We start from the raw sequence: 15,133 nt of genomic DNA, 5'->3' as shown, positions 1-15,133 counted from the left end.
GTCCTTGAGCCTGGCGCTGATCTTTCGGGCCTCATCGCCGGCAAGCCGGGCTCCTACAGAGGGGGTGGTGTTGTAGGGGGGGGGGGGCGCAGAAACGAATAAGGCCTCCGTTAGGGAGGCCTTATTCAGAGCAATCAAGCCGTTAGCGGCTTACTTGCGGTCTTCCAGCTGGGTGATGTCACGCGACTCGTAGCCGGTGTACAGCTGGCGCGGGCGGCCAATCTTGTACGGGCTGGAGAGCATTTCTTTCCAGTGGGAGATCCAGCCCACGGTCCGCGCCAGGGCGAAGATCACGGTGAACATGCTGGTTGGAATGCCGATCGCCTTGAGGATGATCCCCGAGTAGAAGTCGACGTTCGGGTACAGCGAGCGTTCGATGAAGTACGGGTCGGTCAGGGCGATCTCTTCCAGGCGCATGGCCAGTTCGAGTTGCGGATCGTTCTTGATGCCCAGTTCCTTCAACACCTCGTCGCAGGTCTGCTTCATGACCGTGGCGCGCGGGTCGCGGTTCTTGTAGACCCGGTGACCGAAGCCCATCAGCTTGAACGGATCGTTCTTGTCCTTGGCCTTGGCGATGAACTTGTCGATGTTGGACACATCGCCGATTTCATCGAGCATGGTCAGTACGGCTTCGTTCGCACCGCCGTGGGCAGGGCCCCACAGTGCGGCGATACCGGCGGCGATACAGGCGAACGGGTTGGCACCCGAAGAGCCGGCCAGGCGCACGGTGGAGGTCGATGCGTTCTGCTCGTGGTCGGCGTGGAGGATGAAGATCCGGTCCATGGCCTTGGCGAGTGTCGGGCTGATCGGTTTGATCTCGCACGGCGTGTTGAACATCATGTGCAGGAAGTTTTCCGCATACGACAGGTCGTTGCGCGGGTACATCATGGGTTGGCCCATGGAGTACTTGTACACCATCGCGGCCAGGGTCGGCATCTTGGCAACCAGGCGGATCGCGGAGATTTCGCGATGCTGCGGGTTATTGATGTCGAGGGAGTCGTGATAGAAGGCCGACAGGGCGCCGACCACGCCGCACATGACGGCCATCGGGTGGGCGTCGCGACGGAAGCCGTTGAAGAAGGTCTTCAACTGCTCGTGAACCATGGTGTGGTTCTTCACATTACTGACAAACTTGGCTTTCTGCTCAGCGGTTGGCAATTCGCCATTTAGCAGCAGGTAGCAGGTTTCCAGGTAGTCCGACTTCTCGGCCAGCTGCTCGATCGGGTAGCCCCGGTGCAGCAGGATGCCATTGTCGCCATCGATATAGGTGATCTTCGACTCGCAAGAGGCGGTCGACATGAAGCCTGGGTCGAAAGTGAAACGGCCCGTGGCCGTCAGGCCCCGTACGTCGATAACATCGGGACCAACGGTGCCGGTTAAAATGGGCAGCTCGACGGGGGCTGCGCCCTCGATGATCAACTGCGCTTTTTTGTCAGCCATGTGGCCTCCTATTTATGCTTCAAATCATCAGACAGACCCCCCACGCAGGGCCCGCACCACTATATTGATATAAATCCAGATGTCAATTTGCCTAAAGTCTTGCGCCAGAAGGCTTTAACCGTACTTTTTCCTCGAAATTGACTGCCATTTACGCCTTTTATACCGCCAGCGCAATCAGCTATTAGGGTGAGGACGGCGCGTTGTCATTAGTAACCTAACTGTCTATACTCGGCCACCGACCGCCAAGGGCTTTTGGGCTTGCTTTCATTGGGGGTCGCACTCCCTGGGTGGTGCTTACCTGACCAGTGCACTCCCCAACAACTTTGCCCTGATTGTTAGGGGCTCTTCAGTGTGAAAAAAAGCCGTGAATAGCCAACGACCTGTAAACCTAGACCTAAGGACCATCAAACTCCCCATCACCGGCGTTACGTCGTTCCTGCACCGTGTTTCCGGCATCATCCTGTTCCTGGGCTTGGGCATCATGCTTTATGCATTGAGCAAATCCCTGGGTTCCGAGGAAGGTTACGCCGAGGTGAAGGCATGCTTGACCAGCCCGCTGGCCAAGTTCGTAGCATGGGGCCTCCTGTCCGCTCTGCTGTATCACCTGGTTGCCGGTGTGCGCCACTTGATCATGGATGCGGGTATCGGTGAGACGCTGGAAGGCGGCCGCCTGGGCTCGAAAATCATCATCGCCATTTCCGTGGTGCTGATCGTTCTGGCAGGAGTTTGGATATGGTAACCAGCGTTACGAACCTTTCGCGTTCGGGCCTCTATGACTGGATGGCACAGCGTGTGTCTGCGGTCGTTCTCGCGGCTTATTTCATTTTCCTGATCGGATACCTCGTCGCACACCCGGGCATCACCTTTGAACAATGGCATGGCCTGTTCGCCCACAATGCGATGCGAATCTTCAGTCTGCTGGCCCTTGTAGCCCTCGGCGCTCACGCCTGGGTCGGCATGTGGACCATCGCGACCGACTACCTGACGCCGATGGCGCTGGGCAAGTCCGCGACCGCAGTACGTTTCCTCTTCCAGGCAGTCTGCGGCGTTGCAATGTTCGCTTACTTCGTCTGGGGTGTGCAGATTCTTTGGGGTATCTGATTCATGGCTAACATTCCAACTATTTCCTTCGACGCCATCATCATTGGTGGCGGCGGTGCTGGCATGCGCGCAGCGCTGCAGCTGGCTCAGGGTGGTCACAAGACTGCCGTGATCACCAAGGTGTTCCCGACGCGTTCCCACACCGTATCGGCCCAGGGTGGCATCACCTGCGCCATCGCGTCCGCCGACCCGAACGATGACTGGCGCTGGCACATGTACGATACCGTCAAGGGTTCCGACTACATCGGTGACCAGGACGCTATCGAATACATGTGTCAGGAAGGCCCGGCCGCGGTGTTCGAGCTGGACCACATGGGTCTGCCGTTTTCCCGTACCGAGCAAGGTCGTATCTACCAGCGTCCATTCGGCGGTCAGTCGAAGGATTACGGTAAAGGCGGCCAGGCTGCCCGTACCTGCGCGGCGTCCGACCGTACCGGTCACGCGCTGCTGCACACCCTTTATCAGGGCAACCTGAAAGCCGGTACCACGTTCCTGAACGAGTACTACGCGGTCGACCTGGTGAAGAACGCCGACGGTGCATTTGTTGGCGTGATCGCCATCTGCATCGAAACCGGTGAAACCACCTACATCCGCGCCAATGCTACCGTTTTGGCGACTGGCGGTGCGGGCCGTATCTACGCGTCGACCACCAATGCCCTGATCAACACCGGCGACGGCGTCGGCATGGCACTGCGTGCTGGCGTACCGGTACAAGATATCGAAATGTGGCAATTCCACCCGACCGGCATCGCCGGCGCCGGTGTACTGGTGACAGAAGGTTGCCGTGGTGAAGGTGGTTACCTGATCAACAAGCACGGCGAGCGTTTCATGGAGCGTTATGCTCCGAACGCGAAAGACCTGGCGGGTCGTGACGTTGTTGCTCGTTCGATGGTTAAAGAAATCATCGCCGGCAACGGCTGTGGCCCGAACGGCGACCACGTACTGCTCAAGCTCGATCACCTGGGCGAGGAAGTGCTGCACAGCCGCCTGCCAGGTATCTGCGAGCTGTCCAAGACGTTCGCACACGTTGACCCGGTCGTTGCTCCGGTTCCGGTTGTTCCGACTTGCCACTACATGATGGGCGGCGTTGCCACCAACATTCATGGCCAGGCGATCACCCAGGACAGCGAAGGCAAAGACACCATCATCCCTGGCCTGTTCGCAGTGGGTGAAGTGGCTTGCGTATCGGTTCACGGTGCCAACCGTCTGGGCGGCAACTCATTGCTCGACCTGGTGGTATTCGGCCGTGCTGCCGGCCTGCACCTGGAAAAGGCGCTGACCGACGGTATCCATTACGACGACGCTACCGAAGCCAACATCAACGCGGCCATGGCCCGTCTGAACGCGCTGAACGAGCGCACCGATGGCGAAGACGTAGCCACCCTGCGTCGCGAGCTGCAAAGCTGCATGCAGAACTACTTCGGTGTATTCCGTACCGGCGAATACATGCAGAAGGGTATTGCCCAGCTGGCGGATCTGCGCAAGCGCATCGCCAACGTCAAGATCAACGATAAGAGCCAGGCGTTCAACACCGCTCGTATCGAAGCCCTTGAGCTGCAAAACCTGCTGGAAGTGGCCGAAGCGACTGCGATCGCGGCCGAGGTTCGTAAAGAATCCCGTGGTGCCCACGCCCGTGAAGACTTTGAAGATCGCGACGACGAAAACTGGTTGTGCCACACCCTGTACTTCCCGGGTGACAAGCGCGTAACCAAGCGTGCCGTGAACTTCTCGCCGAAGACGGTTCCGACGTTTGAACCGAAGATTCGGACTTACTAAGGGTGGCTGCCATGTTGAAAGTCAGTGTTTATCGCTACAACCCTGATCAGGACGCCGCGCCGTTCATGCAGGAATTCCAGGTCGATACCGGTGGTAAAGACCTGATGGTGCTGGATGTACTGGCACTGATCAAAGAGCAGGACGAAGGTTTCTCCTATCGTCGCTCTTGCCGTGAAGGTGTATGCGGTTCCGACGGCATGAACATCAACGGCAAAAACGGCCTGGCGTGCATCACGCCGCTGTCGGCCGTGGTCAAAGGCAACAAGCTGATCGTTCGTCCTCTGCCAGGTTTGCCGGTTATCCGTGACCTGGTCGTCGATATGAGCATCTTCTACAAGCAATACGAGAAAGTTAAGCCGTTCCTGCAGAACGACACGCCGGCTCCGGCCATCGAGCGTCTGCAGTCCCCTGAAGAGCGTGAAAAGCTCGACGGTCTGTACGAGTGCATCCTGTGCGCTTGCTGCTCGACTTCGTGCCCGTCCTTCTGGTGGAACCCGGACAAGTTCCTGGGTCCAGCTGCGCTGCTGCAAGCCTACCGCTTCCTGGCAGACAGCCGTGACACCAAGACGTCCGAGCGTCTGGCTTCACTGGATGACCCGTTCAGCGTATTCCGCTGCCGCGGGATCATGAACTGCGTCAACGTATGTCCCAAAGGCCTGAACCCGACTAAGGCCATTGGTCACATCCGTAACATGCTGCTGCAAAGCGGCGTGTAACTGACGTTGTAGCAAAGCAGGACCGTTGTGCCCGTAAATGCTACGGCGCAGGCTTCAACCGGCGCCGTAGTTTTAACTTGAGCAGCGACTTACAAAGCCGCGGCTCTTATTTTGAAGAAATGAGACAAGCAGGGGCATTCGGGTTGGTACCCGAACTATCAGCGTGATCCTAAGTGGCTTGTTTTGGTCGCTGCACTTGGCCTTTTGCAAGCAAACTCGGTGTTTTCGCCGGTGGTGTCCCCAAATCGAGGGTGACCAAGCATGCAAGAAAGCGTGATGCAGCGCATGTGGAACAGCGGCTATCTTTCAGGTGGTAACGCTGCCTATGTGGAAGAGCTTTATGAGCTCTACCTGCACGACCCTAACGCTGTGCCAGAAGAATGGCGCACCAAATTTCAGACGTTGTCTTCAGACGGCAACGCTGCCACCGATGTATCGCATGCAACAATTCGCGATCAGTTTGTGCTGCTGGCAAAGAACCAGCGCCGCGCCCAGCCGGTTTCCGCCGGTAGCGTGAGCAGCGAGCACGAGAAGAAGCAAGTTGAAGTACTGCGACTGATCCAGGCCTACCGGATGCGTGGCCACCAGGCGGCCCAGCTTGACCCGCTGGGGCTCTGGAAGCGTCCTGCACCTGCAGACCTGTCGATCAATCATTACGGCTTGACCAATGCCGATCTTGATACGACCTTCCGTGCCGGCGACCTGTTCATCGGCAAAGAGGAAGCGAGCCTACGCGAAATTCACGAAGCGTTGCAGCAGACATATTGCCGCACCATCGGCGCTGAATTTACGCACATCACCGATTCCGAGCAGCGCCACTGGTTCCAGCATCGCCTGGAAGGCGTGCGTGGCCGTCCGGTTCTGTCCGCCGACGTTCGCAGCCACCTGCTTGAGCGCGTGACCGCAGCTGAAGGCCTGGAAAAATACCTGGGTACCAAATACCCGGGCACCAAGCGTTTCGGCCTGGAAGGCGGCGAAAGCCTGATCCCGATGCTCGACGAGCTGATCCAGCGTTCCGGTTCCTACGGCACCAAGGAAATCGTGATCGGCATGGCCCACCGTGGTCGCCTGAACGTGTTGGTCAACACCTTCGGCAAGAACCCGCGTGAGCTGTTCGACGAGTTCGAAGGCAAGAAGAAGGTCGAGCTGGGTTCCGGTGACGTTAAATACCACCAGGGCTTCTCGTCCAACGTGATGACCACCGGCGGTGAAGTTCACCTGGCCATGGCCTTTAACCCATCCCACCTGGAAATCGTTTCCCCGGTGGTCGAGGGTTCGGTCCGTGCGCGTCAGGATCGTCGCAACGACGCTACCGGTGAGAAGGTCCTGCCGATTTCCATCCACGGTGACGCGGCATTCGCCGGTCAAGGCGTGGTCCTGGAAACGTTCCAGATGTCGCAGACCCGCGGCTTCAAGACCGGCGGTACCGTTCACATCGTCATCAACAACCAGGTGGGCTTCACCATCAGCAACCCGCTGGACGCACGCTCTACCGAGTACGCGACCGACGTTGCCAAGATGATCCAGGCGCCGATCCTCCATGTGAATGGTGATGATCCGGAAGCCGTGCTGTTCGTGACCCAACTGGCTGTCGACTACCGCATGCAGTTCAAGCGTGACGTGGTCATCGACCTGGTTTGCTACCGCCGTCGCGGTCACAACGAAGCGGACGAGCCAAGCGGCACCCAGCCGTTGATGTACCAGCAGATCACCAAGCAGCGCACCACCCGTGAGCTGTATGCCGAAAGCCTGACCAAGGCCGGCGTGGTTGACGATGCGCGTGTTCAGGCGAAAGTCGATGAATACCGCAACGCGTTGGACAACGGCCTGCATGTTGTGAAGAGCCTGGTTAAAGAGCCGAACAAAGAGCTGTTTGTGGACTGGCGCCCGTATCTGGGCCACGGCTGGACTGCCCGTCACGACACGTCGTTCGACCTCAAGACCCTGCAGGAACTGTCTGCCAAGCTGCTGGAAATCCCGGAAGGCTTCGTCGTACAGCGCCAGGTTGCGAAGATCTACGAAGACCGTCAGAAGATGCAAGCCGGCGGCCTGCCGATCAACTGGGGTTACGCTGAAACCATGGCGTACGCGACCCTGGCGTTCGAAGGTCACCCGATCCGCATGACTGGCCAGGACATCGGCCGTGGTACGTTCTCGCACCGTCACGCGGTTCTGCACAACCAGAAAGACGCAACCACCTACGTACCACTGCAACACCTGTACGAAGGCCAGCCGCGTTTCGACCTGTACGATTCGTTCCTGTCCGAAGAAGCCGTACTGGCGTTCGAATACGGCTACTCGACCACCACGCCAAACGCGCTGGTGATCTGGGAAGCCCAGTTTGGCGATTTCGCCAACGGTGCCCAAGTAGTGATCGACCAGTTCATCACCAGCGGCGAGCACAAGTGGGGCCGTCTGTGCGGTCTGACCATGCTGCTGCCACACGGTTATGAAGGTCAGGGTCCTGAGCACTCCTCGGCCCGTCTGGAGCGTTACCTGCAGCTTTGCGCCGAGCACAACATCCAGGTGTGCGTACCGACGACCCCGGCCCAGATCTACCACTTGCTGCGTCGCCAGGTGATCCGCCCGCTGCGCAAGCCGCTGGTAGTGCTGACCCCGAAATCGCTGCTGCGTCACAAATTGGCCATCTCGACCCTGGAAGATCTGGCGGATGGTTCGTTCCAGACCGTGATCCCGGAAATCGACACGCTGGACGCGGCCAAAGTGACTCGCCTGATCCTGTGCAGCGGCAAGGTCTACTACGACTTGCTGGAAAAACGCCGTGCCGAAGGCCGCGAAGACATCGCCATCGTGCGTATCGAGCAGCTTTACCCGTTCCCGGAAGACGACCTGATGGAGGCCATCGCGCCTTACACCAACCTCACTAACGTGGTGTGGTGCCAGGAAGAACCGATGAACCAGGGCGCGTGGTACAGCAGCCAGCATCACCTGCGTCGCAGCATGGGTAACCACAACAAGGCGCTGAACCTGGAGTACGCCGGTCGCGATGCTTCTGCTGCACCTGCATGTGGCTATGCGTCGATGCACGCCGAGCAGCAGGAAAAACTGCTGCAAGATGCTTTCACTGTTTAACGCCTTCGCGCTGACTGAAACCGAATTTTAAGGACCCACAGATAATGGCTATCGAAATCAAAGCCCCGTCATTCCCGGAATCGGTTGCCGATGGCACCGTTGCCACCTGGCACAAGAAACCAGGCGACGCTGTAAAGCGTGACGACCTGATCGTCGACATCGAGACCGACAAAGTCGTTCTGGAAGTGTTGGCTGAAGCTGACGGCGTACTGGGCGCAATCGTTGCCGAAGAAGGCGCTACCGTTCTGTCGAACCAGGTTCTGGGTTCGATCGAGGAGGGCAGTGCTGCTGCCGCTGCACCTGCCGCTGCCGCACCGGCCGCCGCTGCTGCTCCAGCTGCCGCTCCGGCTGCTGGCGCTGAAGACCCGATCGCTGCACCGGCTGCCCGTCAGCTGGCTGAAGAGAACGGCATCAACCTGGCTTCCGTAAAAGGCACCGGCAAAGACGGTCGCATCACCAAGGAAGACGTGGTTGCGGCTGTTGAAGCCAAGAAGAACGCTCCAGCTGCCGCACCTGCCAAGGCTGCTGCCCCGGCTGCTGCTGCGCCTGTGTTCGCTGCTGGCGACCGCACCGAGAAGCGCGTTCCGATGACCCGTGTACGTGCCACCGTGGCCAAGCGCCTGGTTGAAGCACAATCGAACATGGCGATGCTGACCACCTTCAACGAAGTCGACATGACCGAAGTCATGGCGTTGCGTTCGAAGTACAAGGATCTCTTTGAGAAGAGCCATAACGGCGTGCGTTTGGGCTTCATGTCCTTCTTCGTGAAAGCGGCCACCGAAGCGCTGAAACGCTTCCCGGCAGTCAACGCTTCGATCGACGGCAACGACATCGTTTACCACGGCTATGCAGACGTCGGCGTTGCCGTGTCCAGCGACCGCGGCCTGGTGGTTCCGGTTCTGCGTAACGCCGAACTGATGAGCCTGGCTGAAATCGAAGGCGGCATCGCCACCTTCGGCAAGAAAGCCCGTGACGGCAAGCTGACCATCGACGAGATGACCGGCGGTACCTTCACCATCACCAACGGTGGTACCTTCGGTTCGATGATGTCGACTCCGATCGTCAACCCGCCACAAGCTGCGATCCTGGGCATGCACAACATCATCCAGCGTCCTATGGCCGTCAACGGCCAGGTCGTGATCCGTCCGATGATGTACCTGGCGCTGTCCTACGATCACCGCCTGATCGATGGTAAAGAAGCCGTGACTTTCCTGGTGACCATCAAGAACCTGCTGGAAGACCCGGCTCGTCTGCTGCTGGATATCTGATAGAAGCAGCTGCAGGCCCTGGGGCAAACTGCCAGTCAAGGCAGCTTGACCCTGGGCTTGCGGCTTGAAAGCTTGCTGCTAAATAGAGGAACTATTTTCATGTCGCAGAAATTTGACGTTGTAGTGATTGGTGCAGGTCCTGGCGGCTATGTTGCCGCCATCAAGGCCGCACAACTGGGCCTCTCGACTGCTTGCATCGAAAAATACACCGACAAGGAAGGCAAACTGGCACTGGGCGGTACCTGCCTGAACGTCGGTTGCATTCCTTCCAAGGCGCTGCTGGACAGCTCCTGGAAATTCCACGAAGCCCAAGACGGCTTCGCGATCCACGGCATCAACCATGCTGGCGTGACCATGGACGTGCCAGCAATGGTCGGCCGTAAAGCCAACATCGTTAAGGGCCTGACTTCCGGCGTTGCGACCTTGTTCAAGGCCAACGGTGTGACCTCGATCCAGGGCCACGGCAAGCTGCTGGCCGGCAAGAAGATCGAAATCACCAAGCCAGACGGTTCGGTTGAAGTCATCGAAGCTGAAAACGTGATCCTGGCGCCAGGTTCGCGCCCGATCGACATTCCACCGGCTCCAGTCGACAACAACGTGATCGTTGATTCGACCGGCGCCCTGGAATTCCAGGCTGTACCTAAGCGCCTGGGCGTGATCGGTGCTGGCGTGATCGGCCTGGAACTGGGTTCGGTATGGTCCCGTCTGGGCGCCGAAGTGACTGTGCTGGAAGCCCTGGACACGTTCCTGCTGGCCGCCGACACCGCTGTGTCCAAAGAAGCACTGAAAACCCTGACCAAACAAGGTCTGGACATCAAGCTGGGCGCTCGCGTAACCGGCTCGAAAGTGAATGGCGAAGAAGTCGTTGTTAACTACACCGACAAGGATGGCGAAAAAACCATTACCTTCGACAAGCTGATCGTAGCCGTTGGTCGCCGTCCAGTGACCACCGACCTGCTGGCTGCCGACAGCGGCGTGACCCTCGACGAGCGCGGCTACGTGCACGTTGACGATCACTGCGCCACCACCGTGCCTGGCGTGTACGCCATCGGCGACGTGGTGCGCGGCATGATGCTGGCGCACAAGGCTTCCGAAGAAGGCATCATGGTTGTCGAGCGCATCAAGGGCCATAAAACCCAGATGAACTACGACCTGATCCCATCGGTTATCTACACCCACCCGGAAATTGCATGGGTCGGCAAGAACGAACAGCAGTTGAAAGCTGAAGGCGTTGAAGTTAACGTCGGCACCTTCCCGTTTGCCGCTTCTGGCCGTGCCATGGCAGCCAACGACACCGGTGGTTTTGTCAAAGTCATCGCTGATGCCAAGACTGACCGCGTATTGGGCGTCCACGTGATTGGCCCAAGCGCTGCAGAACTGGTTCAGCAAGGCGCTATCGGTATGGAATTCGGCACCAGCGCCGAAGACCTGGGCATGATGGTCTTCTCCCATCCGACCCTGTCCGAAGCGTTGCACGAAGCTGCGTTGGCAGTGAATGGCGGCGCCATCCACATCGCCAACCGCAAGAAGCGCTAAGCGAGATAATAAGAAACCACGGCGGAGTTGCCCGTCGTGAGCCTTGCGCGCAAGACTCACCGCGGAATATCCGCTGGACGCAGTCTTGCGCAGCTTTACGGGCGTTAAGCCCCGCAAGTTGCGCAAGCAGCAGTCACAGGTGGCGCGGCACTCATAATGAGCGCAGCGCCGAATGCGCAGTACCTAACGAAGACGGTAAAAAGCATGAATCTTCACGAGTATCAGGGTAAGCAGCTGTTCGCTGAATACGGCCTGCCAGTATCCAAGGGCTACGCAGTAGACACCCCGGAAGCAGCAGCAGAAGCTTGCGACAAAATCGGCGGCACTGAGTGGGTTGTCAAAGCCCAGGTTCACGCCGGTGGTCGCGGTAAAGCGGGCGGCGTTAAGCTGGTTCGCAGCAAAGAAGACGCCAAGGCCTTCGCACAGCAGTGGCTGGGCAAGCGTCTGGTGACTTACCAGACTGATGCCAATGGCCAACCAGTCACCAAGATCCTGGTTGAATCGTGCACTGATATCGCTAAAGAGCTGTACCTGGGCGCTGTCGTTGACCGTTCGAGCCGTCGCATCGTGTTCATGGCTTCCACCGAAGGTGGCGTGGACATCGAGAAGATCGCTCACGAAACCCCAGAAAAAATTCTGAAAGCCACCATCGATCCACTGGTTGGCGCTCAGCCATTCCAGGGTCGCGAGCTGGCTTTCCAGCTGGGCCTGGAAGGCAAGCAAGTTGCCCAGTTCGCCAAGATCTTCGTAGGTCTGGCCAAACTGTTCCAGGATCACGATCTGGCCCTGCTGGAAGTGAACCCGCTGGTGATCAAGGCTGACGGCGATCTGCACTGCCTGGACGCCAAGATCAACATCGACGCCAACGCCATGTACCGTCAGCCTAAGCTGAAGACTTTCCACGATCCGTCGCAAGACGATCCGCGCGAAGCGCACGCTGCCAAGTTCGAACTGAACTACGTAGCCCTGGAAGGTAACATCGGTTGCATGGTCAACGGTGCTGGCCTGGCCATGGGTACCATGGACATCGTCAACCTGCATGGCGGCAAACCAGCCAACTTCCTCGACGTAGGTGGTGGTGCTACCAAAGAACGCGTGACCGAAGCCTTCAAGATCATCCTGTCCGACTCCAACGTCGCTGCAGTATTGGTCAACATCTTCGGCGGCATCGTTCGTTGCGACATGATTGCCGAAGGCATCATCGGTGCAGTGAAAGAAGTCGGCGTTAAAATCCCGGTTGTTGTTCGCCTTGAAGGTAACAATGCTGAACTGGGCGCTAAAGTACTGGCAGAAAGCGGTTTGAACATCATCGCGGCTACCAGCCTGACCGACGCTGCTCAACAAGTTGTTAAAGCTGCGGAGGGCAAATAATGAGCGTCCTGATCAATAAAGACACCAAAGTTATCTGCCAGGGTATTACCGGTTCGCAAGGTAGTTTCCACACCCAGCAAGCCATCGAATACGGCACCAAGATGGTTGGCGGCGTAACGCCGGGCAAAGGCGGCACCGAGCACCTGGGCCTGCCAGTGTTCAACACCGTGAAAGACGCTGTAGCTGCCACTGGCGCCACCGCCAGCGTGATCTACGTTCCAGCTCCTTTCTGCAAGGACTCGATCCTGGAAGCGGCATTCGGCGGCATCAAGCTGATCGTCTGCATCACCGAAGGCATTCCTACCCTGGACATGCTGGACGCTAAAGTTAAGTGCGACGAGCTGGGCGTAGTCCTGATCGGCCCTAACTGCCCAGGCGTGATCACTCCAGGCGAATGCAAGATCGGCATCATGCCAGGTCACATTCACTTGCCAGGCAAAGTCGGTATCGTTTCCCGTTCCGGCACCCTGACCTACGAAGCTGTTAAGCAGACCACTGACGCCGGTTTCGGTCAGTCGACTTGCGTCGGCATCGGCGGTGACCCGATCCCAGGCTCGAACTTCATCGACATCCTGAAGCTGTTCCAGGAAGACCCGAAGACCGAAGCGATCGTGATGATCGGTGAGATCGGCGGTTCGGCTGAAGAAGAAGCGGCTGCCTACATCAAGGCGCACGTGACCAAGCCGGTTGTTTCCTACATCGCTGGTGTGACTGCCCCTGCTGGCAAGCGCATGGGCCATGCTGGCGCAATCATCTCTGGCGGCAAAGGCACTGCAGACGAGAAATTCGCTGCTCTGCAAGACGCAGGCGTTAAAACCGTGCGTTCGCTGGCAGACATCGGCAAGGCCCTGGCCGAGCTGACCGGTTGGGCTGTCAAGTAAGCCTCGCGCTTAGCTGACGCTTTACCAACACAAAGGCCACCTTCGGGTGGCCTTTGTGCTTTCCGCGTTTGCCCATTTTTTGGGTGTCTACTCGGTCAACTGTGGGAGCTGGCTTGCCTGCGATAGCGGTGCGTCAGCCAACGAAAATGCTGGATGACACACCGCTATCGCAGGCAAGCCAGCTCCCACATGGGGTCGGGTTGTCCAATAAGGTATGAAAACGCGACATGAAGATGTCGCTTATCGGACAGTTCGCCCCGCAACAGTGCGTTCGTCAGCCAATTTCTGTAACCTACCGCCTCTTTATGCGTGCGCATCCCAAAAGGAAGCCCCGCGCTAGACCGGTCGGCCGCCATAAGGGCCGGCAGCATTTCCCTCATCCATAGGGAATCCCTCTCTAAATTCCGATTCAGTAGTGTGGTATTTCCTCAAATGAAAGTGTTGAAAAGCCAGGATATCCTGGCGTTGGGCTTTATGACGTTTGCCCTGTTCGTGGGCGCCGGCAACATCATCTTCCCGCCTATCGTTGGTTTGCAGTCCGGGCCTCACGTCTGGATGGCAGCGCTGGGCTTCCTGATCACGGCTGTGGGTCTGCCGGTGGTCACCGTGATCGCCCTGGCCAAGGTCGGTGGCGGCATGGACGCGTTGAGCAGCCCGATCGGCAAGATCGCCGGTGGCCTGCTCGCGGCGGCGGCGTATCTGGCGGTAGGGCCGCTGTTCGCCACCCCGCGTACCGCGACCGTGTCCTTTGAAGTGGGCCTGGCGCCGCTGACCGGCGAAAGCCCGCTCGCGCTGTTCCTCTACAGCTCGGTGTACTTCCTGGTGGTGTTCTTCGTCTCCCTGTACCCAGGTCGACTGCTGGACACCGTGGGTCGCTTCCTCGCACCGCTGAAGATCATCGCTCTGGCCATCCTCGGTATCGCTGCATTTGCCTTGCCGGCCGGTGAAGTGGGGGTGGCAACGCCGGAATACGTGGCAGCGCCGTTCTCCCAAGGCTTCATCAATGGTTACCTGACCATGGATACCCTAGGCGCGCTGGTTTTCGGCATCGTGATCGTCAACGCGATCCGCTCCCGTGGCGTCGAGTCGCCAAAACTGATCACCCGCTACGCCATCATCGCCGGCCTGATCGCCGGTGTCGGCCTGGCCTTGGTGTATATCAGCCTGTTCCGCCTTGGTTCGGGCAGCCACGCGGTTGCCGCCGGGGCCAGCAACGGCGCAGCGGTGCTGCACGCCTATGTGCAACACACCTTCGGTTCCCTGGGCAGCGGCTTCCTGGCCGTGCTGATCTCCCTGGCGTGCCTGGTGACGGCGGTGGGCCTGACCTGCGCCTGCGCCGAGTACTTCAGCCGTATCCTGCCACTGTCCTACAAGACACTGGTGGTGATCCTGGCGCTGTTCTCGCTGTTCGTGTCCAACCTGGGCTTGACCAAGCTGATTGCGTTCTCGATCCCAGTGCTCACCGCGATCTACCCGCCGTGCATCGTGCTGGTGGCCCTGAGCTTCTGCAAAGACTTCTGGCAGGAGCAAGGCCGTATCGTGGGCCCGGTGATGCTGGTGTCGTTCATCTTTGGTTGCATCGATGCACTGAAGGGCGCAGGCCTGGCGGATTGGATGCCATCGCAACTGGCGCACCTGCCGCTGAGCGAACAGGGCTTGGCGTGGTTGGTGCCTTCGGTCATGACGCTGGTCGTCGCGGTGGTGGTTGACCGTATGCTGGGCAAGCGTAGCGAAGCCATCGCTTAACCCACGGCTACGAGATGTACCGAAATGCCCCGTATCAATCGATACGGGGCATTTTTTATGGGTATCAGGCAGTGTCTTTTCACCTGAACTGGCGTCGAAACAGCATTCCAAAATTGAAATGCGGTCAGTGTGGGAGCTGGGGGGGGGGGGGGGGGGGGGGGGGGGGGGGGGGGGGGGGGGGGGGGGGGGGGGGGGGGGGGGGGGG

11 protein-coding genes are annotated in these 15,133 nt (G+C 58.8%); 10 read left to right on the top strand and 1 reads right to left on the bottom strand.

Going from position 1 to position 15,133, the window contains the following annotated elements:
* Window positions 1-150 precede the first annotated feature (150 nt).
* Window positions 151-1,440: a citrate synthase gene (gltA, locus tag AC07OV_RS20660; protein WP_176996496.1), complete on the bottom strand. Its 1,290-nt coding sequence runs from the start codon at window positions 1,438-1,440 to the stop codon at window positions 151-153.
* Between the two features lie 364 nt (window positions 1,441-1,804).
* Here gltA and sdhC point away from each other — a divergent pair, with 364 nt between their 5' ends.
* From sdhC to brnQ, 10 genes are all read left to right on the top strand, one after another.
* The gene (gene sdhC / locus AC07OV_RS20655; protein ID WP_016979564.1) at window positions 1,805-2,179 is read left to right on the top strand and encodes a succinate dehydrogenase, cytochrome b556 subunit; all 375 of its coding nucleotides are present in this window, start codon (window positions 1,805-1,807) and stop codon (window positions 2,177-2,179) included.
* A complete protein-coding gene (sdhD, locus tag AC07OV_RS20650) occupies window positions 2,173-2,541 on the top strand; it encodes a succinate dehydrogenase, hydrophobic membrane anchor protein (protein WP_078741603.1) in 369 nt (122 codons plus the stop codon). Before sdhC ends, sdhD begins: the two co-directional genes overlap by 7 nt.
* A 3-nt stretch (window positions 2,542-2,544) precedes the next feature.
* Window positions 2,545-4,317 (top strand): succinate dehydrogenase flavoprotein subunit, encoded by a 1,773-nt coding sequence (gene sdhA, locus AC07OV_RS20645; protein ID WP_494999179.1) that lies wholly within the window; start codon window positions 2,545-2,547, stop codon window positions 4,315-4,317.
* Window positions 4,318-4,328: 11 nt separating this feature from the next.
* Window positions 4,329-5,033: a succinate dehydrogenase iron-sulfur subunit gene (locus tag AC07OV_RS20640; protein WP_003172807.1), complete on the top strand. Its 705-nt coding sequence runs from the start codon at window positions 4,329-4,331 to the stop codon at window positions 5,031-5,033.
* A 261-nt stretch (window positions 5,034-5,294) separates the two neighbouring features.
* Window positions 5,295-8,126: a 2-oxoglutarate dehydrogenase E1 component gene (locus AC07OV_RS20635; RefSeq protein ID WP_494999180.1), complete on the top strand. Its 2,832-nt coding sequence runs from the start codon at window positions 5,295-5,297 to the stop codon at window positions 8,124-8,126.
* A gap of 44 nt (window positions 8,127-8,170) precedes the next feature.
* Entirely contained in the window at window positions 8,171-9,394 is a 1,224-nt protein-coding gene (odhB, locus tag AC07OV_RS20630; RefSeq protein WP_494999181.1) for a 2-oxoglutarate dehydrogenase complex dihydrolipoyllysine-residue succinyltransferase, read from the top strand.
* A 99-nt stretch (window positions 9,395-9,493) separates the two neighbouring features.
* Window positions 9,494-10,930, top strand: coding sequence for a dihydrolipoyl dehydrogenase (gene lpdA / locus AC07OV_RS20625; protein WP_176996493.1), 1,437 nt, complete (start codon window positions 9,494-9,496; stop codon window positions 10,928-10,930).
* A 204-nt stretch (window positions 10,931-11,134) separates the two neighbouring features.
* Window positions 11,135-12,301, top strand: a complete 1,167-nt coding sequence (gene sucC, locus AC07OV_RS20620; RefSeq protein ID WP_003233235.1) for an ADP-forming succinate--CoA ligase subunit beta — start codon at window positions 11,135-11,137, stop codon at window positions 12,299-12,301.
* Entirely contained in the window at window positions 12,301-13,182 is an 882-nt protein-coding gene (sucD, locus tag AC07OV_RS20615; RefSeq protein WP_003172813.1) for a succinate--CoA ligase subunit alpha, read from the top strand. The genes sucC and sucD overlap by 1 nt, the downstream gene beginning before the upstream one ends.
* A 432-nt stretch (window positions 13,183-13,614) precedes the next feature.
* Window positions 13,615-14,928: a branched-chain amino acid transport system II carrier protein gene (gene brnQ, locus AC07OV_RS20610; protein WP_176996492.1), complete on the top strand. Its 1,314-nt coding sequence runs from the start codon at window positions 13,615-13,617 to the stop codon at window positions 14,926-14,928.
* The last annotated feature ends 205 nt before the right edge of the window (window positions 14,929-15,133 follow it).

The sequence above is a fragment of the Pseudomonas sp. GW821-FHT09A09 genome (assembly GCF_059418405.1).
Note: the sequence above shows the minus strand (reverse complement) of the source record. Positions and strands in the feature narration are given on the sequence as shown.

Coding starts and splice junctions, on each gene's coding strand:
- gltA (WP_176996496.1), bottom strand. CDS start 1,440: ATGGCTGACAAAAAAGCGCAGTTGATCATCGAGGGCGCAGCCCCCGTC.
- sdhD (WP_078741603.1), top strand. CDS start 2,173: ATGGTAACCAGCGTTACGAACCTTTCGCGTTCGGGCCTCTATGACTGG.
- sdhA (WP_494999179.1), top strand. CDS start 2,545: ATGGCTAACATTCCAACTATTTCCTTCGACGCCATCATCATTGGTGGC.
- AC07OV_RS20640 (WP_003172807.1), top strand. CDS start 4,329: ATGTTGAAAGTCAGTGTTTATCGCTACAACCCTGATCAGGACGCCGCG.
- AC07OV_RS20635 (WP_494999180.1), top strand. CDS start 5,295: ATGCAAGAAAGCGTGATGCAGCGCATGTGGAACAGCGGCTATCTTTCA.
- odhB (WP_494999181.1), top strand. CDS start 8,171: ATGGCTATCGAAATCAAAGCCCCGTCATTCCCGGAATCGGTTGCCGAT.
- lpdA (WP_176996493.1), top strand. CDS start 9,494: ATGTCGCAGAAATTTGACGTTGTAGTGATTGGTGCAGGTCCTGGCGGC.
- sucC (WP_003233235.1), top strand. CDS start 11,135: ATGAATCTTCACGAGTATCAGGGTAAGCAGCTGTTCGCTGAATACGGC.
- sucD (WP_003172813.1), top strand. CDS start 12,301: ATGAGCGTCCTGATCAATAAAGACACCAAAGTTATCTGCCAGGGTATT.
- brnQ (WP_176996492.1), top strand. CDS start 13,615: ATGAAAGTGTTGAAAAGCCAGGATATCCTGGCGTTGGGCTTTATGACG.